We start from the raw sequence: 20270 nt of genomic DNA on the forward strand, positions 1-20270 counted from the left end.
ACAGGGATCAAGGCCGGGACGGGCGGGAATGTTCTATCCTTGGCACGACAATGCGGCATTCGCGCGATGAGGAGAGCGGGATGAAGGCGAGGTTGAACAAACGTCTCTCGGCGCAGGCGATGGCCTTCGTCCTGGCGGGCGGGCGCGGATCGCGGCTGAAAGAGCTGACCGACCGGCGCGCCAAGCCCGCGGTCTATTTCGGCGGCAAGCATCGGATCATCGACTTCGCTTTGTCGAATGCGGTGAATTCCGGCATCCGCAAGATGGCGATCGCCACGCAATACAAGGCCCACAGCCTGATCCGCCATGTCCAGCGCGGCTGGGATTTCTTCCGCGCCGAGCGCAACGAATATCTCGACATCCTGCCCGCCAGCCAGCGCATGGACGAATTGAACTGGTATCGCGGCACCGCCGATGCGGTCAGCCAGAACATCGACATCATCGACAGCTACAGCGTCCGCTATGTGGTGATCCTGGCCGGGGATCACATCTACAAGATGGATTACGAGGTGATGTTGCAGGCCCATGCCGACAGCGGCGCCGACGTGACCGTCGGCTGCCTGACCGTGCCGCGAGAGGAGGCCTCGGCCTTCGGGGTGATGGCGGTGGACGAACAGGCCCGCATCACCGATTTCCTGGAAAAGCCGCAGGATCCGCCGGGGATCCCGGGGGATCCGGCGCATTCGCTGGTCTCGATGGGGATCTATGTCTTCGACTGGTCCTTCCTGCGCGACCTGCTGATGCGCGACATGGCGGACGGCAGTTCCAGCCACGATTTCGGCAACGACCTGATCCCCGGCATCGTGCGCGGCGGCAAGGCCATGGCGCATCTCTTCACCGACAGTTGCGTGACCACCGGGATCGAGGACGAGCCCTACTGGCGCGATGTCGGCACGCTGGACGCCTATTGGCAGGCCAATATCGACCTGACCGATTTCACGCCCAAGCTGGATCTTTACGACCGCGACTGGCCGATCTGGACCTATGCCGAGATCGTGCCGCCGGCCAAGTTCATCCATGACGAGGACGGGCGGCGGGGGCAGGCGATCTCGTCGCTGGTGTCGGGGGATTGCATCGTCTCGGGCTCCGAGATCCGCAACTCGCTGCTGTTCACCGGCTGCCGGGCCCATAGCTGGTCGAGCCTGGAACATGTGGTGGCGCTGCCCCGGGTGGATATCGGGCGCAAGGCGGAATTGCGCAATTGCGTGATCGACGCCGGGGTGATGATCCCCGAGGGGCTGGTGGTGGGCGAGGATCCGGCCGAGGATGCCCGCTGGTTTCGCCGCAGCGAGAAGGGTATCGTGCTGATCACCCAGGACATGCTGGACCGCCGCGCCCTGGCCCTGGGCTGAGGGCGCGGACGGAACGCCGGGGTGCGGAAAACATGGGCCACAGAACAGGGGCCACGGAACAGGGGGCGGCGCATGGGTGGCAAGGTTCTGTCGGTGGCATCGGAATGCGTGCCGCTGATCAAGACCGGGGGGCTTGCCGATGTGGTGGGCGCCCTGCCTGCGGCGCTGGCGCGCGAGGGCTGGGAGATGCGGGTCCTGCTGCCGGCCTATCGTCCGCTGCGTCGGCTGATCCAGGACGATCCCGCCGCCTGGACCGAGGTCTGGTATGAGGACGGGCTCTGGGGCGGCGTGGGCCGGGTGCTGGCGGGGCAGGTGGCGGGGCTTTCGGTCCTGCTGCTGGACGCAGCCCATCTTTACGACCGCGAGGGCGGGCCCTATGCCGGCCCCTCGGGCGACTGGCCGGACAATGCGCAGCGCTTCGCGGCGCTGTCCTGGGTGGGCGCGCGGATCGCGCGCGACGGGCTGGCCGATTGGAAACCCGATCTGCTGCATGCCCATGACTGGCAGGCCGGGCTCGCGCCCGCCTATCTGGCCTATCACGGCGCGGGCGGGGATGGCGCGGGCGGGCAGGGCGCGGGCGGGGCGAAATCCGTGATCACCGTCCACAACATCGCCTTCCAGGGCCAGGCCGCGCCGCATCTGCTGGGCGATCTGCGCCTGCCCGGCCATGCCTTCACTCCCGAGGGGGTGGAATATTTCGGCGGCATCTCAAGCCTGAAGGCCGGGCTGGTGACCGCCGACCGCATCACCACCGTCTCGCCCGGCTATGCGCGGGAGTTGATGCGGCCCGAATTCGGGCGCGGGCTGGAGGGGGTGATCGCGGCGCGGGCGGAGGTGGTCAGCGGCATCCTCAACGGCGTCGACACCGCGATCTGGTCGCCCGGAGCCGAAGCCGAGACGCCCTATACCGCCGCCGACCCTTCGGGGAAGGCCGCGGCCCGCGCGGCGCTTTGCGCGGCCTTCGGGCTGGAGGTGCCGGGCCCGCTTGCGGTGCTGGTCAGCCGGTTGACCGACCAGAAGGGCATAGACCTTCTGCCCGGCGTGCTGCCGGAATTCATCGAGGCGGGCGGCGGGCTGGCGGTGCTGGGCTCGGGCTATCCCGAGCTGGAGGGCGCGCTTCTGGATCTGGCGGCGCGCCATCCGGGCCGGGTCGCGGTGCGGATCGGCTATGACGAGGCGCTGTCGCACCTGCTGTTCCAGGGCGGCGACGCGGTGCTGGTGCCCTCGCGGTTCGAGCCCTGCGGCCTGACCCAGCTATACGGGCTGCGCTACGGCACGGTGCCGGTGGTGGCGGCCGTGGGCGGGCTGGGGGATACGGTGATCAACGCCTCTCCCGCCGCGCTGACGGCGGGGGCGGCGACCGGGATCACCTTCTGGCCGACCGACGCGCTGGCCTTCGCGCAGGCGCTGCGGCGGCTGGTCTCGCTTCATGCCGAGCCGGAGATCTGGCGCCGCATCCAGGCCAATGCCATGGCCCATCCTGTGGGGTGGGAGACTTCGGCCGCCGAATATGCCGCGCTTTACCAGGGTCTTATCGACAGATGAGCAGCCATTCGCTCTCGCCCGGACGGCCCTGGCCGATGGGGGCCACGATCACCGGGGACGGGGTGAATTTCGCCGTCTTCTCGGCCCATGCCGAGATGATCGAACTGTGCCTGTTCTCGCCCGACGGCCGCAAGGAACTGTCGCGCCTGCCGATCCGCGACCGCGACGGCGATATCTGGCATATCCATGTCGGCGGGCTGACGGCGGGGCAGGTCTACGGCTTTCGCGCCCATGGCCCCTACGACCCCGAGCGCGGGCACAGGTTCAACCCGCACAAGCTGCTGCTGGACCCCTATGCGCGGGCGCTGGAGGGGCGGCTGCGCTGGTCGGATGCGCTGATGGGCTACCGGATCGGCAGCCCCAAGGCGGATCTGAGCTACGACACCCGCGACAGCGCCTTCGCGGTGCCCAAGGCGGTGGTGGTCGATCCGGCCTTCGGCTGGGGCAACGACCAGCCGCCCGACCGCAGCCGCAGCGAAAGCCTGATCTACGAGGCCCATGTGCGCGGCCTGACCATGCGCCATCCCGGGATCGAGAAGGGGCTGCGGGGGACCTACCTGGGCCTCGCCTCGGATCCGATGATCGAGCACCTGCTGAAGCTGGGCGTCACCGCGGTCGAGCTGCTGCCGGTCCATGCCATGGTGGACGAGCGGTTCATCGTCGCCAAGGGGCTGCGCAATTACTGGGGCTACAACACCCTGGCCTATTTCGCGCCCGAGCCGCGCTACATGGGCAAGGGCGGGCTGTGGGAGTTCCAGACCATGGTGCGCCGCCTGCATGTGGCGGGGATCGAGGTCATTCTGGACGTGGTCTACAACCACAGCGCCGAGGGCGACGAATGGGGCCCGACGCTGTCGTTTCGCGGGCTCGACAATGCCAGCTACTACCGGCTGACCGACGGAGGGCGCCATTACGCCAACGACGCGGGCACCGGCAATACGCTGGACCTGACCAATGCCATGGTGCTGCGCATGGTGATGGACAGCCTGCGCTACTGGGTCGAGGTCGCCCATGTCGACGGTTTCCGCTTCGATCTGGGCACCGTTCTGGGACGCGAGCCGGGCGGGTTCGACCCCGAGGGCGGCTTCTTCGACGCCATCCGGCAGGACCCGGTGCTGAGCCGGGTGAAGCTGATCGCCGAGCCCTGGGACATCGGCCCCGGCGGCTATCAGCTTGGCGCCTATCCGCATCCCTTCCTGGAGTGGAACGACCGTTTCCGCGACGGGGTGCGGCGGTTCTGGCGGGGGGATGCGGGGCTGACCGGCGATCTGGCGGCGCGGCTGCTGGGGTCGGCCGAAAGGTTCGACCATTCCGGCCGCGCCGCCACCTCTTCGGTGAACTACCTTGCCAGCCATGACGGCTTCACGCTGCAGGATCTGGTCTCCTTCACCGTCAAGCGCAACTGGGACAACGGCGAGGACAACCGCGACGGCCATTCCGAGAACCATTCCGACAATCTGGGGGTCGAGGGGCCAAGCCATGACAAGGCCGTGCGCGCCGCGCGGGCGCTGCGCAAGCGCAACCTGCTGGCGACGCTGTTCCTGTCCCAGGGCGTGCCGATGCTGCTCGCGGGCGACGAGATCGGCCAGACCCAGGGCGGCAACAACAACGCCTATGCCCAGGACAACGAGATTTCCTGGCTGAACTGGCGCGAGGCCGACCGCGACCTGACCGATTTCACCGCCCGGCTGGCGCAGATCCGGCGCGCCCATCCGGTCCTGCGCCAGCGCCGCTTCCTGCATGCGCGCGCGCGGCCCTCGGACGGGATCCGCGACGTGATCTGGCGCAGGCCCGACGGGGCCGAGCCCTCGGCCCAGGACTGGCACGATCCGGCCTTCCGCTGCCTCTGCGTCGAGCTGCGCATGGCCGCCGAAGGCGGCGATCCCGCGCCGGATGCGGTTTTCGCGGTGTTCAACTGCGGCGGGCCGGTGGCGCTTTCCATGCCCGATACCGCGCCGGGCTGGGAACTGATCCTTGACACCACGCGCCCCGAACTGATCCTTGACGCCCCGCCCCGGCAGGTGCCCGGGGGGGCGGTCCTGCTGATGCGTGCCGGGCATGGTCCGGCGCCCGATCCTTTGCAAGATCCTGTGCCAAGACCCGATCCCGCCTGAAAGACTGCACCCGAGAAGACTGCACCCAAAGTGGAGTGAGCGAGCCAATGACCCTGACCGTCGCGACGACCCCGATCCCGGGCCAGAAGCCCGGCACCAGCGGCCTGCGCAAGAAGACCCGGGTCTTCATGGCGCCGCATTTCCTGGAGAATTTCGTCCAGTCGATCTTCGACGTGGTCGGCGCCAGGGGGGAAGACGGGCGGGGCAAAACCTTCGTCCTGGGCGGCGACGGGCGCTATTTCAACGACCGCGCCGCGCAGGTGATCCTGCGCATGGCGGCGGCCAATGGCGCGGCTCGGGTGATCGTGGGGCAGGGGGCCTTGCTGTCGACCCCGGCGGCCAGCCATCTGATCCGGCTGAACCGCACCGACGGCGGGCTGATCATGTCCGCCAGCCACAATCCCGGCGGCCCGGACGAGGATTTCGGCCTCAAGTTCAACATGCCCAACGGCGGCCCGGCGCCGGAATCGGTGACCGAGGCGATCCATCGCCGCAGCGCGGAACTGCGCGAATACCGCATCGTCGAGGCGCCGGACGTGGATCTGTCGCGGATCGGGCGGCAGGATCTGGGCGGGATGGTGGTCGATGTGGTCGATCCGGTCGCCGATTATGCCGCGCTGATGGAAGACCTGTTCGATTTCGGTGCCATCCGGGCACTGTTCGCGGGCGGATTCCGCATGCGGATGGATTCGATGTGCGCCGTAACGGGGCCATATGCAAGGGAAATCCTGGAAAACCGTCTTGGCGCCGCGCCCGGGACGGTGGTGAACGCGACGCCGCTGCCGGATTTCGGCGGCATGCATCCCGATCCGAATCCGACCTGGGCCCATGCGCTGATGGAAGAGATGTTCGGCCCGGATGCGCCGGATTTCGGCGCCGCCTCGGACGGCGACGGCGACCGCAACATGGTGGTCGGGCGGGGGGTCTACGTCTCGCCCTCGGACAGCCTGGCGGTGCTGGCGGCCAATGCCCATCTCGCGCCGGGCTATGCGGCGGGGCTGAGGGGGGTGGCGCGCTCGATGCCCACCTCGATGGCGGCCGACCGGGTGGCGCAGCGCCTCGGGATCGCGGCCTATGAGACGCCGACCGGCTGGAAATTCTTCGGAAACCTGCTGGACGACGGCCGCGCGACCCTGTGCGGCGAGGAAAGCTTCGGCACCGGATCGGATCATGTGCGCGAAAAGGACGGTCTCTGGGCGGTTCTGCTATGGCTGAACATCCTTGCCGTGCGGCGCGAGAGCGTGGCCGCCATCCTGGCCGCGCATTTTGCCGAATTCGGCCGCAACTATTACTCGCGCCACGATTTCGAGGCGATCGAGAGCGCGCGCGCCGATGCGATGTTCGCCGCCTTGCGCGCGGCGCTGCCCGGGCTGGCCGGGCGCCGGATCGAAGGGCTGGAAATCGGGGCCGCCGACGATTTCGCCTATGAGGATCCGGTGGACGGATCCGTCTCGCAGCATCAGGGCGTGCGGATCCTGTTCACCGACGGCGCGCGCGCTGTCTTCCGGCTTTCGGGCACCGGAACCGAGGGCGCGACGCTGCGGCTTTACGTCGAGCGTTTCGCGCCGGGGCCCGAGGGGCTCGACCTCGACCCGCAGGCCGCGCTGGCGCCGGTCATCCGCGCCGCGCATGAACTCGCGCGGATCGAGGCGTTCACCGGACGGACGGTGCCCGATGTGGTGACCTGACTGATATCTGATGCGCCTCGGGCTGTTCCAAAGGTAATATTGGCACTGGCCCCACAGGATAAATATTACATAATACTAATTATGCGACTTTTTGAGCGCTCCGAAAATGCGGGACGCATGGCCGATGGCCCGCGCTTCGCCCGCCCTGTCGCATGGCCTCAGCCCCGAGGATCGTGCCGGGCGCGGAAGGCTGCGATTTCGGACGCCGAGGGCATCTTGCCGGTAAAGGTCAGCGCATAGGTCGGCACGCGGGCCATCCGGGTCTCGAAATCCTCATCCTCGCCCATGGCGATATAGCCGATCTGGGTCAGATAGACCGTGCGGGCGCGCACCTCGGCCTCGTCTCCATCGGCGCCGTGGCGGCGGAACAGCCCGGCCAGCGCCGCAAGCCGCAGCGCATCCTCGGCTTTCAGCGCCTGCGCCACGGCGGTATCGGTCAGCGCCCAGTTGCGGATCGCGAATTCCAGGCGGCTGTCGAAAAGCGCCGCATCCACCCAGCAATCGAAGACCCCCAGGATCGCCTCGGTCACCGTGGATGCAGCGGCCCCGGCGCGGCCGACCAGTGCCGGGCCGTTCCGCGCCCGCCAGCGTGAGACCAGGGCCGCAAGCAGCGCCTCGCGATCGTCGAAATGGTGATAGAACGAGGTGCGCGACAGGCCGAGCCCCTGCGCCAGCGGCAGCACCTTGACCGCCTCGACCCCGCCGCGCACCAGCGCCTCATGCGCGGCGTCAAGCCATAGATCAGCCGTGCCGCGCCAGCCCTTTGCCCGCCCGACCGCCACGGACCTTTCCTGCCCGCTACCGGATCGCCCTGCCCCCTTGGGCCCCGGGCCCGTCTCTTCCGTCATTCTCCCCCCGCCGGATCATGCGCCGGATTGCCGTCCTGGCGATCTTGCGCCGCATTCCCGGGCACGGCAAGCCGGAGCGACATGAAAATCGACACATGTGTCGATTCCAGGATGGACGGACCGCCGACAGGCCCTAATCTGGCCGAAACCAACCCGAGGGGGGCACCCATGGCCACATCCGCCGCGACGCGCATATCGAAGGATCCGCTGCTTCAGCCCTACCGGCTTCGCCACCTGGCGCTGCGCAACCGGATCATGACCACCAGCCACGAGCCGGCCTATACCGAGGACGGCATGCCGAAGGACCGTTACCGGCTCTATCACCTGGAGCGCGCCCGCGCCGGGGTGGCCATGGTGATGACGGCGGGCTCGGCCAGCGTGTCGCGCGACAGCCCGCCCGCCTTCGGCAATGTGCTGGCCTGGAAGGACGAGGTCGTGCCCTGGCTGCGCCGCCTGAGCGACGATTGCCACGAGGCCGGGGCGGCGGTGATGATCCAGCTTACCCATCTGGGCTATCGCACCCGCTGGGACAAGGGCGACTGGCTGCCCGTCCTGGGCGCGGGCCCGGCGCGCGAGCCGGCGCATCGCGCCTTTCCCAAGGTGATCGAGGATTGGGACATCGCCCGGGTGATCTCGGACTACGCCGATGCGGCCGAGCGGATGCGGGCCGCCGGGCTCGATGGCGTGGAATTCGAGCTTTACGGCCATCTGATGGACCAGATGTTCAGCCCGCTGACCAATGCGCTCGACGCGCCCTGGGGCAGCGGGTTCGAGGGCCGCATCCGCTTCGCGACCGAAGTGCTTGAGGCCGCGCGCCGCCGCGTCGGCCCCGATTTCATCCTGGGCATCCGCCAGGTCGCGGACGAGGCCCATCCCGGCGGCATCACCCCCGCCGACGGGATCGAGATGGCGCGGCGATTCAAATCCGCCGGGCTGGTGGATTTCGTCAATGTGATCCGGGGGCGGATCCATACCGATGCGGCGCTGTCGGATGTGATCCCGCTGCAGGGCATGGCCTCGGCCCCGCATCTCGATTTCGCGGGCGAGATCCGGGCCGCGGTCGGCCTGCCTACCTTCCACGCCGCCCGCATCCCCGATGTGGCGACCGCGCGGCATGCCGTGGCCTCGGGCCTTGTCGACATGGTGGGGATGACGCGCGCCCATATCGCCGATCCGCATGTGGTGCGAAAGATCGTCGAGGGCCGCGAGGATGACATCCGCCCCTGCGTCGGCGCCACCTATTGCCTCGACCGGATCTATCAGGGCGGCATGGCGCTGTGCATCCACAACCCCGCGACCGGGCGCGAGGTGGAAGGCATCCCCCATGTGATCGCCCCCGCCCCCGCGCGCAAGCGGGTCGTCGTGATCGGCGCGGGCCCCGCCGGGCTGGAGGCCGCCCGCGTCGCCGCCGAACGCGGCCATGCGGTCACCGTCTTCGAGGCCGCCGCCCGCCCCGGCGGCCAGGTGCTGTTGACCGCGCGCTCCAGACGTCGGGCCGAGATGATCGGCATCATCGACTGGCGCATGGCGCAATGCGCGGCGCAAGAGGTCGCGTTTCACTTCAACACCTGGGCCGAGGCGACTGATATCCTTTCGCTTTCGCCGGATGTGGTTGTGGTCGCGACCGGCGGCCTGCCGCAGGATCCGCCGCTGGAGGCGGGCGGGGAGCTTTGCGTCTCGGCCTGGGATATCCTCTCGGGCGACGTGAAGCCCGCCGCCCGGGTGCTGCTCTATGACGATGCGGGCGATCACACCGCCCTGCAGGCGGCCGAGGTCCTGGCCGAGGCCGGGGCGCAGGTCGAGGTGATGACCCCCGACCGCAGCTTCGCGCCCGAGGTGCCGGGGATGAACCTCGTCCCCTATATGCGGGCGCTGCAAGGGAAATCCGTCACCTTCACCGTGACCTACCGGCTGCGATCGGTGGCGCGCGACGGCAATGGGCTGCGGGCGCTGGTCGGATCGGACTACCTGCCCGGCCTGGGGCTGGAGCGGCAGGTGGATCAGGTGGTGACGAACCATGGCACCATGCCGAATGCCGATCTCTACCACGAGCTGAAACCCTTGTCCGAAAACATCGGCGCGGTCGATTACGCCGCGCTGATCGAGGGGCGGCCCCAGCCGCCGGGTCAGGGCACCCGGGGCTTCCGCCTCTATCGCATCGGCGATGCGGTCGAGGCACGCAACACCCATGCCGCGATCTATGACGCGCTGCGGCTGATGAAAGAGATCTGAGGGGGCCCCTGAACCTCATCGGCGAACCTCATCGGCCCGGACCAGGCCACCTGCCCCGGCCACACCCCGCCTGCCTGGGGCACGCGCGCGTCAAGCCTGCGCCAAGAGCCTGCGCTCCGACGGGGCTTGCACCCTGCCCCGCTTTGCCCTTCCCTGTCTCCGAGACCCGAGACCCGAGACCCGAGACCCGAAATCCGGCCCGCCAAGCCCCGGACCCGCCCGAAAGGACGACATCGATGCGCATCGCAGTCTGGCAGGGATATTCCCCCGCCGCCGATCCCGACCTCGCGCTGGAGGGCGCCACCCGCGCCCTGCGCGCCGCCGCCGCCGCGGGGGCCGGGATCCTCGTGCTGCCCGAACTCTGGCTCCCGGGCTACAATGCCGAGGCGGTCGCCGACCTCGCGCTCACCCCGGACAGCGCGCCGATGCGGCAACTGGCCGAGGCGGCCCGCAACACCGGCTGCGCCCTCGTCCTCGGCTATGCCGAACGCGCGGGCGAGAGGATCTTCAACTCCGCCGCCGCCTTCGGCCCGGATGGCGCGCTTCTGGCGAACTACCGCAAGATCCAACTGTTCGGCCCGCGCGAATCCCGGCTGTTCAGCGCGGGCGACAGCTATCTGACCTTCCCGCTGGGGGCCGAGCGTATCGCGCTGCTGATCTGCTACGACGTCGAATTCGCCCCGCATGTAGCGGCGCTGGCCGCGCGCGGCGCCACGCTGCTGCTGGTGCCGACGGCGAACATGCAGCCCTTCCACCATGTCCCCGCCCATACCATCCCCGCCATGGCCGCGAACCACGGGCTGGCCATCGCCTATGCCAATTACTGCGGAAGCGAGGGCGATCTGACCTATACCGGAGGCTCGGTCATCGCCGGGCCGCATGGCGAGATCCTGGCCCAGGCAGGTGAGCACCCCGCACTCCTGGTCGTGGACCTGCCGCCCCGCGATCCCGCCCGCCTCTCGACCCAAGGCACAGACCTGCGCCAGATCCCCTGATCCACCCCCCCAGGAAGAAAAGCCTCAAACCCGCCTTCCCCATTCTTCTTTGCAAAAATATCCCGGGGGTGAGGCGCCAAAGGCGCCGAGGGGGCAGCGCCCCCTCCCTTCCGCCGCCGTCACAGCCCCCGCCAGCGATTCTCCTGCCGGGCCGTCCAATACACCTCCACGACCCACCCCTCGTCGCCGCCGGTCTCGGAACGCACCACGCCCTCCTCATGCAGCCAGGCGCGCTTGCGGCCCTCGGCAAAGCCAAGATGCAGGGTGCAGGCCTCGCGCCGCTCGTCCAGCGCGGCCGAGACGGCGTGCAGGAACCGCTCCACCCCCTCGCCGGTCAGCGCCGACAGCGCGAAGACCTCGGGCCGCGCGCCGGACTGGGCCAGAAGCGCCTCGCGCGCCAGCGGATCCACCAGGTCGAGCTTGTTCCACACCTCGAACCGCGGCACCGCCGCATCGACGCCAAGCGCGGCCAGGATCTCCTCGACATCGGCGGCCTGTTCCGCCGTCTCGGGATGCGAGATGTCGCGCACATGCACGATCAGATCGGCCGAGAGCACCTCTTCCAGCGTCGCCCGGAACGCGGCGACCAGTTGCGTCGGCAGGTCCGAGATGAAGCCCACCGTATCCGAGAGGATCACCTTGCGCCCCGTCCCGCCACCTGCCCCGCCGCCCGTCTCGGCGGGCAGCACCAGCGCGCGCATGGTGGGGTCGAGCGTGGCGAACAGCATGTCCTTGGCCAGGACCTCGGCCCCGGTCACCCGGTTGAACAGCGTCGATTTCCCCGCGTTGGTATAGCCCGCCAGCGCCACGATCGGGAACGGCACCTTGGCCCGCGCCGCGCGGTGCAACTCGCGCGTCCTGACCACGCGGTCGAGCTGGCGCTTGAGCCGGATCACCTGGTCGTCGATGGCGCGGCGGTCGGCCTCGATCTGGGTCTCGCCCGGGCCGCCGACGAAACCGAAGCCGCCGCGCTGGCGCTCAAGGTGGGTCCAGGCCCGGACCAGGCGCGATCGCTGGTAGGACAGCGCCGCCAGTTCCACCTGCAGGACCCCCTCGCGCGTGCGGGCGCGATCGGCGAAGATCTCAAGGATCAGGCTGGTGCGGTCAAGGATCTTGACCCCCCATTCCTTTTCCAGGTTGCGCTGCTGGACCGGGCTCACCGGGCCGTCGATCAGCACCAGTTCCACCGCATCGGCCTTCAGCCGCGTCTTCAGTTCTTCGACCTTGCCCGAGCCGAACAGCATGCCGGGATGGACCTTGGGCAGCCGCACCACCTCGGCGCCCAGGATCTCAAGCCCCGGCAGGGCTGCGGCCAGGCTCACCGCCTCGGCCAGGCCATGTTCGGGCAGGCGCCGCCCGGCCCGCGCGCGGGTGTCGGGATGCAGCACCATGGCGCGCGTGGGCGCGGCGGCGGTGACCTGCCACTTGCCCTCGTGCCGGTCCTTCGGCCAGAGCGCGTCCAGCGCCGCATCCTCGCCTTCCGCGAAAGCGTCAGCGAAGGAATCCGGGGTGGTTTCGTCTTCGGGATCGGGGCGGATCAGTCTTCACCCTCGTAAAGGTTGATCGGCGCGCCGGGCATGATGGTCGAAATCGCATGTTTGTAGACAAGCTGCGATTGACCGTCGCGGCGCAGAAGCACGCAGAAATTGTCAAACCAGGTGATCACGCCTTGCAGCTTGACCCCGTTGATCAGGAAGATCGTGACCGGGACCTTGGCCTTGCGGACGTGATTCAGGAAGGCGTCCTGGAGGTTTTGCTTATCGCCAGCCATTGTTGTCGTGCCTTGCGCTTGTCACCGCGTTGCCCGCGGCATTCGTTGGATCCGAAATCTGACCTTCGACCACCCCGGCAAAATACCGCAGGCCGGATGGATATTATGCCTCCGGCGTTAAGTTACCAGACCCAAAACGCCTTTTTCGCCGCCATGCGAAAGGATGTTGCGCGTAAACCGCGCCGGGGCGGGCGCCCCCCCCGGAGGGGCCCGCCATCCGGGGAGGGCCAAGGGGGGATCAGCCCTCGACATCCTCGTTTTCGTCGGCCTCGAAATGGGCGCTGCGCAGGCCGGATTTCGAGGTGGTCACCACGCCCAGGGATTTCAACTTGCGATGGAGCGCCGAACGCTCCATGCCGACGAAATTCGCCGTGCGCGAGATATTGCCGCCGAAGCGGTTGATCTGGGTCAGCAGATATTCGCGTTCGAACAGTTCGCGCGCCTCGCGCAGGGGCAGCGTGGCGACGACGCCGCCAAGCACCATGCCCTCGCCCTCGCCCGGGCGGGCCTCGGCCCCGGTTCCGGGCAGTTCGCGCGCCTCGATCTCGCCCGCGCCCTCGCCCAGGATCAGCACGCGCTCGACCATGTTGCGCAACTGGCGCACGTTGCCCGGCCATTGCATGGTCTGGAGCATGGCCTCGGCCTCTGCGGAAAGCCTGCGCGCGGGCAGGCCCTGGCTGCGGTGGAAGTAGTCGACGAAATGGCGCGCGAGCTCGGGGATGTCGTCGCGCCGGTCGGCCAGCGCGGGCACGGCGATCGGCACCACGTTCAGCCGGTCGTAAAGCTCCTGCCGGAAGCGCCCGGCGCGGATCTCGGCCGCCAGATCGCGGGTGGTCGAGGAGATCACCCGCAGATCCACCCGCACCTTGTCCGAGCCCCCCAGCCGGGTGAATTGCTGCTCGGTCAGCACCCGCAGGATCTTCGATTGGGTGCCGGGCGGCATGTCGGCCACCTCGTCGAAATAGACCACGCCGCCATGGGCCTGTTCCAGAAGGCCGGGCTCGACCCCGCGTTCGGGCGTTTCGCGGCCGAAGAGCACCTCCTCCATCCGCTCGGGCTCGACCGTGGCCGAAGAGACCGAGACGAAGGCCGCCCCCGCCCGCGCCGAATTGGCGTGGATGAAGCGCGCGGCCAGTTCCTTCCCGGATCCCGGCGCGCCGGTCAGCATCACCCGGCCGTTCGATTTCGTCACCTTGTCGAGCTGCGCGCGCAGCGCCTTGAAGGCGGGGCTGGAGCCGACCATCTCGGTCGAGGTCACGTCGCGGCGGCGCAGTTCGTGGTTTTCGCGCCTGAGCCGCGAGGTCTCCATCGCCCGGGCGACGACGACGGTCAACTGGTCGATATTGAAGGGCTTTTCGATGAAATCATAGGCGCCCTGCTTGATCGCCGCCACCGCGATCTCGATATTGCCATGGCCCGAGATGATGATGACCGGAATATCGGGATTGTCGCGCTTGACGGTCTTGAGGATGTCGATCCCGTCCATCCGGCTGTCCTTCAGCCAGATGTCGAGCACCATGAGCGAGGGCGGCTCGGCGTTGATCTCGGCCATGCAGGCGTCCGAATCCCCCGCAAGCCGCACGCTGTATCCCTCGTCCGTCAGGATATCGCCGATCAACTCGCGGATATCCTTTTCGTCATCGACGATCAGAATGGACATGGCTCAAGCTCCCCGATCCTGCAAACGCCCCTGCGGGCCCCCGTTCAACCGGCCCCCAGGGCCGCTCACCTCGCCTTGCGGCGTCTCGTTGCGGCCATCCCGGCCCGGTCCTGACCCCGGCCCAGGTCCAGGCCCAGGTCCAGGCCCTGACCCGGCCGCGCCCATATTGCGCCCCATGCGCCGCCGCGCCAGAGGCGGCAGGCGGATCTCGGCCATGGCGCCGGGGCGCCCCCCCGCCTCGGTCTCGAAAAGCGGCGCATCCACCAAAGACAGCGTGCCGCCATGTTCCTCGATGATCTTCTTGACGATGGGCAGGCCCAGGCCGGTGCCCTTGGCGCGGGTGGTGACATAGGGCTCGAACAGGCGCGAGCGATCCTCGGGCAGGCCGGTGCCATTGTCCATGATGCGGATCAGGCTTTCGCCGCCCTCGACCCGCATCTCGACGCGGATCTGCGGGACATATCCGTCCGGCGCCCCATTTTCCAAAACGGTTTCAGTGGCTTCGCCTGCGTTCTTGATCAGGTTCGTCAAGGCCTGTGCGATCATGGTCGCATCCAGATCCATCAGCACCGGCGCCTCGGGCAGCGTGCTGGAGAAGCGCACCCCGGGCTGGCCCGCCTCCTGCAGGATCAGCGCGTCGCGCACCAGCGCCACCAGATCGGTCTCGCGCCGGTCGGGCTCGGGCATGCGGGCGAAGCGCGAGAATTCGTCGACGATGCGGCGCAGGTCGTTGGTCTGGCGCACGATCACATCGGTCAGGTTTTCCAGATCCTCGGGCGCGGCGACCTGGTTGCGGAACTTGCGCTTGATCCGTTCGGCCGAAAGCGCGATCGGGGTCAGCGGGTTCTTGATCTCATGCGCGATGCGGCGCGCCACATCGCCCCAGGCCGCCAGCCTTTGCGCCGAGACCAGGTCCGACACGTCGTCGAAGGTGACCACATAGCCCTCGAGCCCGCCGTCCTCGGCGCGCCGCTCGCTCAGCCGCACCAGCAGGCTTTCGATCTGGCCGCGCCGGGTCAGGCGGATCTCCTCTTGCGCCACGGAAGCGGATTCGTCGCGCAATCGGTTGAAAAGGTCGGAAAATTCCGGGACGGCATCGCGGATGTCCATGCCGTGCGGATCGCCCTGGATGTCCAGCAGCCGCGCCGCCGCGCGGTTCATGAAATCGACCCGCCCGTCGGCCTCAAGCCCGAAGACGCCGGCGGTGACATTGCTCAGCACCGAATCGAACAGCCGCCTTTGCTCCTCGGTCAGGGCATGGCTTTGCATCAGGGCCAGGCGCTGGCCCTTCAACTGCCGCGTCATGCGGTTGAAGAGGCGGCCCAGCATGGCGATCTCGTCATCGCCGTCCTCCTCGGTGACCTGCACGTCCAGATCGCCCGCCCCCACCCGCTGCGCCGCGCCCGCCAGCCGCCCCACCGGGCGCGACAGCCGCTCGGCGAACCACAGGCCCAGCCAGATCGCGGCCAGCAGCAGGATGATGGCGAAGCCCAGGTAGATCAGGCCGAAATTGAACAGAAGCCTGCCCCGGTCGGCCTCAAGCTGGGTATAAAGCAGCACCGTCTCCTGGGTTTCGTCCAGAAGCGACAGGATATGGCCGTCGACCTCGCGGCTGACGTAGAGATAGCGGTCGGGATAGGCGGCCAGATGGACCAGCGCGCGAAATTCGCTGTTGGGCCAGTCGGGGATCAGCACCACCCTGCCCGCCCGCGCCTGCGCGAGCTGGTCGGGGCTGACCGGCTCGAACCCGAAGAGATACGAGCGTTCGCCGCGCGCGCGCAATTCGCCCGCGCCGTCGATCAGATAGGCCTCCTTCAGGCCGCGCTGGATGGTGCGCTGCGCGTCGGACAGGTAAAGCCGCAGGTCGCCGTCGCTGGGAATGCGCGAGAAGCGGCGGCGCAATTCGTTCAGCTCATGCGCCAGGGCGGCGGCATCCTCGGTCAGATCCTCGCGCTGCTCGCCCTCGTAGGCCTGGGCGGCCGCCAGCGAGGAACCGACGACCGAGCGCACCCGCTCGGAAAACCAGCCCTCCAGCCCGAGGTTCAGCGAAAACACCGCGAAGACCGCGACCAGAACGGTCGGCACCAGCGCCACGCCCGCGAAGACCACCGACAGCCGCAGGTGCAGCCGCGATCCGGCCGACTGGCTGCGCCGGTCGGCGATCATCCGCGCCACCCGCGCCATGACCAGCGCCGCGACCACCAGCACATAGACCAGATCCGCCAGCAGGATCACCCGCAAGGCATCCGAGGTCCCGCCCTGCCCCAGGGGGCCCAGCAGAAGGAAGGTCGCCACCACCAGGACCGGGGCCAGGAACACCAGCCCCAGCATGGCCGCCGTCTGCGCCCGCCGCTGGCGGCGCAGACGTGAGACCCTGAGCCAGACATCCCGGCGAATCGCGCGATCGGTAACCGTCATAACCCTGCAACATCTTGTGGCCCGACCGCGCCCTTGCCGGTCTGCCACGCTTGATGTTGCGGTTTTACATCAGCTTCCTGCGCCGTGTCACGCGGATATCAAGATCGGTGATCTTCTTGCGCAAAGTATTGCGGTTGATCCCCAGAAGATCGGCGCATTTGGCCTGATTTCCGCCGGTGGCGTCCAGCGCGATCTCGATCAGCGGCAGTTCCACCTCCTTGAGGATGCGCTGATAGACGCCGGGGGGCGGCAATTGCCCGCCGTGCAGGTCGAAATACCGCTTGAGATGCCGCGCCACGCTGGCCGAGAGCTTTTCGCTCTCCACCGCGCCCTTCAGCGGCTCGGCGGCGGGCTGCTGGCCCAGAATCGCCGCCACTTCGGGTTTGGAGATCTCGGCATCGGTCGAGGTCACCAGAAGCCTGCGGATGGTGTTCTCAAGCTGGCGTACATTGCCGGGCCAGGGATGGGTGCGGATCAGGTCGCGCGCCTCGTTCGACAGCCGCCGGACGGTGCCGAAATCGCGCTCGCCCTTGGCCAGGAAATGGTCCGCCAAGAGCGGGATGTCCTCGACCCTTTCGCGCAGGGACGGCACATGCAGCGTTACGCCGCCCAGGCGGAAATACAGGTCCTGGCGGAAATGCCCCGCCTCCATCCGGCCCGAGAGGTCGACCTGGCTGGTCGCCATCACCCGGGGCGCCTTGTCGCCCAGCATGTCCAGCAGGCGCACGACGCGGGCCTGGGTGTCCTCGTCGAAATCGGCCACCTCGTCGAAGACGACCGAGCCGCCGCGGGCGCGCGAGATCAGGCTCGCGGGCCCCTCGACCCCTTGCAGGTCCACCGCCTGCGCCACCACGAAGGGCAGCGTGCGGCGGTCGGAAAAGTCGTGGATCGCACGGGCGAGCAGGCTTTTGCCGGTGCCGGATTCGCCCGAGATCAGCACCGGGATGTCGGTGTTCATCACCTTGGCCACCAGCCGGTAAAGCGCCTGCATCGCGGGCGTGCGGCCAACCAGCGGCAGGTCCTCGACCGATTCGCGCACCGGGGCGGCGGGTTTGGGGGCGCGGCGCTTCTGCTCCAGCGCCCGGGCCGAGCGTTTCATCAGGTCGGGCAGGTCGAAGGGCTTGGGCAGATAGTCGAAGGCCTCGGCCTCGGCGGCCTGGATCGCCGTCATGATGGTGTTCTGGGCCGAGATCACGATCACCGGCAGGCCGGGCCGCATCTTGGCGATGCGCGGCAGCGCATCCAGCCCGTTGCCGTCGGGCATGATCACATCCGAGATCACCAGATCGCCCTTGCCCTCTTCGACCCACCGCATCAGCGTCATCAGACTGCTGGTCGCATGGACCTTGCAGCCCGCCCGTGTCAGCGCCTGGGTCAGAACCGTGCGGATCGTGCGGTCGTCATCCGCGACCAGAACCGTGCCATCCATGCTCAGAGGTCCTTCCGTTTGTCCTTGGGTGCCATCGGCAGCGATATGCGGAACGAGGTGCGGCCGGGCGAGCTGTCGACCGAGATCCAGCCCTCGTGATCGGCGATGATCTTCGAGACCAGCGCAAGGCCCAGCCCGGTGCCGTTCTCGCGCCCCGAGACGAAGGGCTCGAAGATCTCGCCCGCGATGTCGGGGGGCAGGCCGGGGCCGTCGTCGCTGATCTCGATGTTCAGGGGCAGCGGCCCGCGCTCGCCATCCTTGCGGCGCAGGCGCAGCGACAGGTCGTAGAAGGTGCGCAGCCGGATCGTGCCGCCCCCTGCCCCGGCCGCCTCGGCCGCGTTCTTGATCAGGTTGAGGAAGACCTGCATCAACTGGTCGGGGTCGGCCCAGGTCGGTGGCAGCGAGGGGTCGTAATCCTCAAGGATCGTCATATGCGCCGCGAACCCCACCAGGGCCGAGCGCCGGGCCCGGTCCAGCGCGTCATGCACGTTGACCGCGCGGCGGTCGGGCGGGCGGATATTGCCGAACTGCTCGACCTGTTCGAGCAGCTTCACGATGCGCCGCGTCTCCTCGACGATCAGATCGGTGAATTCGCGATCCTCGGGCGTGAGGCTCATCGACAGAAGCTGCGCCGATCCGGCGATCCCGGCCAGCGGGTTCTTGATCTCATGCGCCAGCATCTCGGCCATGCCGATGGCCGAGCGCGCGGCGGTCTTGGCCCCCATCGAGCGCCCCATCCGGTCGGCCAGGTCGCGCGGCGACAGGATCATCATCACGATCTCGGGGTTGTCGTGCATCGGGCTGATGTGCAGCGTGCATTGCACCGGGGGCTTCTCGCCGGTGGTCACGTCGACGTCGTTGACGTTCAGCGCCGATTGATTGGCGCGGACGCGGGCGAAGGCCTCTTCCATCGGCGCGTCGATCGCCAGCCGGTCCAGCACCGGCTGGCCCAGAAGCGCCTTGGCCGAGGCGTTCATGAAGACCTCGGCCGCCGGATTGGCCTCGATGATCTGCCCGGCCGGATTGATCAGCAGCGACGGCAGCGGCAGCGAGGCCCAGATCACGCCGGGCACCGGATAGGGTGAGCGATAGGGCATCACGCAGCCACCTCCATATCTGTGAACGCTTCCTCGATGCGGCGATGGACCAGGGCGGGGTCGGTCGCGGTCAGCACGCCTTCGCGCGCGTGATCCAGCCCCGCCGCCTCCAGATACCAGCCCAGATGCTTGCGCGCGCAGCGCAGGCCCAGGTCCAGCCCGTAGAAGGACAGCATCGCATCGTAATGGCGCAGGATCATCTCGGCCCGGGCGCGGCCCTCGGGGATCTTCGGCGTGGGCGTGCCGTAAAGCGCGGCGGCGATCTCGGCCAGCCGCCAGGGCCGCCCCTGCGCGCCGCGCCCGACCATCACCCCGTCGGCGCCGCTGTCGGCCAGCGCGCGGGCCGCACTCGCGGCATCGACGACATCGCCATTGGCCACGACCGGGATCCCGACCGACCGCTTCACCGCGCCGATGGCGCGCCAGTCGGCGCGGCCCTTGTAGAACTGGCAGCGGGTGCGGCCGTGGATCACCACCATCGCTACCCCCGCCTCTTCGGCGCGCCGCGCCAGTTCGGGCGCGTTCAGGCTGGCGTCGTCCCAGCCCAGCCGGGTCTTGAGCGTGACCGGAACCTTCACCGCCCCCACCACCGCCCGGACCAGATCCAGCGCGAGGTCGAGGTCGCGCAGCAGCGCCGAGCCGCAAAGCCCCGTGGTCACCCGCTTCGACGGGCAGCCCATGTTGATGTCGATGATCCGCGCGCCCTGATCCTCGCACCATTTCGCGGCCTCGGCCATCAGGGCGGGATCGCGGCCCGCAAGCTGGACCGAGGTCGCCTGCTGGTCGAACCCCAGTTCCGCCCGCGCCCGCGCCTCGGGGCGGTTGCGCAGCACCTCGTCCGAGGCCACCATCTCGCTCACGACAAGGCCCGCGCCGAAGGATCCGACCAGCCGACGGAACGGCAGGTCTGTGATCCCCGCCAGCGGAGCCAGCAGAACCGGGGGATGGATAGAAATGGGGCCAACCGGGATCGACACGGCCTGTTCCTTGTGCGGTTGTGTTATCACTTCCTGCGCGAACCCATATAGACAACGCTAGATCGGTTCAATTCTGCCTCTCAATAAGGCAGTGATTATTATTTAATCACATCTGCCTGTTCCCGCGCCAGATTGTCACAAGCC

Annotated in this window: 14 protein-coding genes; 6 read left to right on the plus strand and 8 right to left on the minus strand. The window is 68.4% G+C overall.

The genetic code is table 11. From position 1 onward, the window contains the following. The first annotated feature begins 80 nt into the window (after window positions 1-80). The 4 genes from glgC to ABNX41_RS01370 all read left to right on the plus strand — a co-directional run bounded on the left by glgC (window position 81) and on the right by ABNX41_RS01370 (window position 6699). Window positions 81-1352, plus strand: a complete 1272-nt coding sequence (gene glgC / locus ABNX41_RS01355; RefSeq protein WP_438667915.1) for a glucose-1-phosphate adenylyltransferase — start codon at window positions 81-83, stop codon at window positions 1350-1352. Between the two features lie 72 nt (window positions 1353-1424). Beyond that, the gene (gene glgA / locus ABNX41_RS01360; RefSeq protein ID WP_438667916.1) at window positions 1425-2897 is read left to right on the plus strand and encodes a glycogen synthase GlgA; all 1473 of its coding nucleotides are present in this window, start codon (window positions 1425-1427) and stop codon (window positions 2895-2897) included. After that, on the plus strand, window positions 2894-5011 hold the full coding sequence (gene glgX, locus ABNX41_RS01365; RefSeq protein WP_438667917.1) for a glycogen debranching protein GlgX: 2118 nt from the start codon (window positions 2894-2896) through the stop codon (window positions 5009-5011). Before glgA ends, glgX begins: the two co-directional genes overlap by 4 nt. A gap of 47 nt (window positions 5012-5058) precedes the next feature. After that, window positions 5059-6699: an alpha-D-glucose phosphate-specific phosphoglucomutase gene (locus tag ABNX41_RS01370; RefSeq protein WP_438667918.1), complete on the plus strand. Its 1641-nt coding sequence runs from the start codon at window positions 5059-5061 to the stop codon at window positions 6697-6699. A gap of 158 nt (window positions 6700-6857) precedes the next feature. On the opposite strand, the gene ABNX41_RS01375 is transcribed toward ABNX41_RS01370, so the two are convergent. Then, window positions 6858-7481 (minus strand): TetR/AcrR family transcriptional regulator, encoded by a 624-nt coding sequence (locus ABNX41_RS01375; protein ID WP_438667919.1) that lies wholly within the window; start codon window positions 7479-7481, stop codon window positions 6858-6860. A gap of 258 nt (window positions 7482-7739) precedes the next feature. On the opposite strand from ABNX41_RS01375, the gene ABNX41_RS01380 reads away from it, so the two are divergent. Beyond that, on the plus strand, window positions 7740-9779 hold the full coding sequence (locus ABNX41_RS01380; RefSeq protein WP_438667967.1) for an oxidoreductase: 2040 nt from the start codon (window positions 7740-7742) through the stop codon (window positions 9777-9779). A 236-nt stretch (window positions 9780-10015) separates the two neighbouring features. Beyond that, complete coding sequence (locus ABNX41_RS01385) at window positions 10016-10774, plus strand: nitrilase-related carbon-nitrogen hydrolase (protein WP_438667920.1); 759 nt, start codon at window positions 10016-10018, stop codon at window positions 10772-10774. Window positions 10775-10893: 119 nt separating this feature from the next. Here ABNX41_RS01385 and hflX read toward each other — a convergent pair whose 3' ends face one another. The 7 genes from hflX to dusB all read right to left on the minus strand — a co-directional run bounded on the left by hflX (window position 10894) and on the right by dusB (window position 20126). Then, a complete protein-coding gene (gene hflX / locus ABNX41_RS01390; protein WP_438667921.1) occupies window positions 10894-12165 on the minus strand; it encodes a GTPase HflX in 1272 nt (423 codons plus the stop codon). Window positions 12166-12311: 146 nt separating this feature from the next. Next, entirely contained in the window at window positions 12312-12545 is a 234-nt protein-coding gene (hfq, locus tag ABNX41_RS01395; protein ID WP_023664101.1) for an RNA chaperone Hfq, read from the minus strand. A 238-nt stretch (window positions 12546-12783) separates the two neighbouring features. Beyond that, on the minus strand, window positions 12784-14205 hold the full coding sequence (ntrX, locus tag ABNX41_RS01400; RefSeq protein ID WP_438667922.1) for a nitrogen assimilation response regulator NtrX: 1422 nt from the start codon (window positions 14203-14205) through the stop codon (window positions 12784-12786). A 3-nt stretch (window positions 14206-14208) separates the two neighbouring features. Further along, window positions 14209-16623, minus strand: coding sequence for a sensor histidine kinase NtrY-like (locus ABNX41_RS01405; protein WP_438667923.1), 2415 nt, complete (start codon window positions 16621-16623; stop codon window positions 14209-14211). Window positions 16624-16687: 64 nt separating this feature from the next. After that, window positions 16688-18052, minus strand: coding sequence for a response regulator (locus tag ABNX41_RS01410; RefSeq protein WP_438667924.1), 1365 nt, complete (start codon window positions 18050-18052; stop codon window positions 16688-16690). A gap of 2 nt (window positions 18053-18054) precedes the next feature. Next, entirely contained in the window at window positions 18055-19149 is a 1095-nt protein-coding gene (locus tag ABNX41_RS01415; protein WP_438667925.1) for a two-component system sensor histidine kinase NtrB, read from the minus strand. Further along, window positions 19149-20126, minus strand: coding sequence for a tRNA dihydrouridine synthase DusB (dusB, locus tag ABNX41_RS01420; RefSeq protein WP_438667926.1), 978 nt, complete (start codon window positions 20124-20126; stop codon window positions 19149-19151). The genes ABNX41_RS01415 and dusB overlap by 1 nt, the downstream gene beginning before the upstream one ends. Between the last annotated feature and the right edge of the window lie 144 nt (window positions 20127-20270).

Origin of the sequence: Pseudogemmobacter sonorensis (assembly GCF_042762395.1) — a bacterium.
In the GTDB taxonomy this organism is placed as follows: Bacteria; Pseudomonadota; Alphaproteobacteria; order Rhodobacterales; family Rhodobacteraceae; genus Pseudogemmobacter; species Pseudogemmobacter sonorensis.

Excerpts from the sequence above, each read along its gene's own strand:
- hfq (WP_023664101.1), bottom strand. The coding sequence starts at position 12,545 with ATGGCTGGCGATAAGCAAAACCTCCAGGACGCCTTCCTGAATCACGTC.
- ABNX41_RS01370 (WP_438667918.1), top strand. The coding sequence starts at position 5,059 with ATGACCCTGACCGTCGCGACGACCCCGATCCCGGGCCAGAAGCCCGGC.
- hflX (WP_438667921.1), bottom strand. The coding sequence starts at position 12,165 with ATGGTGCTGCATCCCGACACCCGCGCGCGGGCCGGGCGGCGCCTGCCC.
- ABNX41_RS01385 (WP_438667920.1), top strand. The coding sequence starts at position 10,016 with ATGCGCATCGCAGTCTGGCAGGGATATTCCCCCGCCGCCGATCCCGAC.
- ABNX41_RS01405 (WP_438667923.1), bottom strand. The coding sequence starts at position 16,623 with ATGACGGTTACCGATCGCGCGATTCGCCGGGATGTCTGGCTCAGGGTC.
- glgX (WP_438667917.1), top strand. The coding sequence starts at position 2,894 with ATGAGCAGCCATTCGCTCTCGCCCGGACGGCCCTGGCCGATGGGGGCC.
- glgA (WP_438667916.1), top strand. The coding sequence starts at position 1,425 with ATGGGTGGCAAGGTTCTGTCGGTGGCATCGGAATGCGTGCCGCTGATC.
- ABNX41_RS01410 (WP_438667924.1), bottom strand. The coding sequence starts at position 18,052 with ATGGATGGCACGGTTCTGGTCGCGGATGACGACCGCACGATCCGCACG.
- ABNX41_RS01415 (WP_438667925.1), bottom strand. The coding sequence starts at position 19,149 with ATGCCCTATCGCTCACCCTATCCGGTGCCCGGCGTGATCTGGGCCTCG.
- ntrX (WP_438667922.1), bottom strand. The coding sequence starts at position 14,205 with ATGTCCATTCTGATCGTCGATGACGAAAAGGATATCCGCGAGTTGATC.
- glgC (WP_438667915.1), top strand. The coding sequence starts at position 81 with ATGAAGGCGAGGTTGAACAAACGTCTCTCGGCGCAGGCGATGGCCTTC.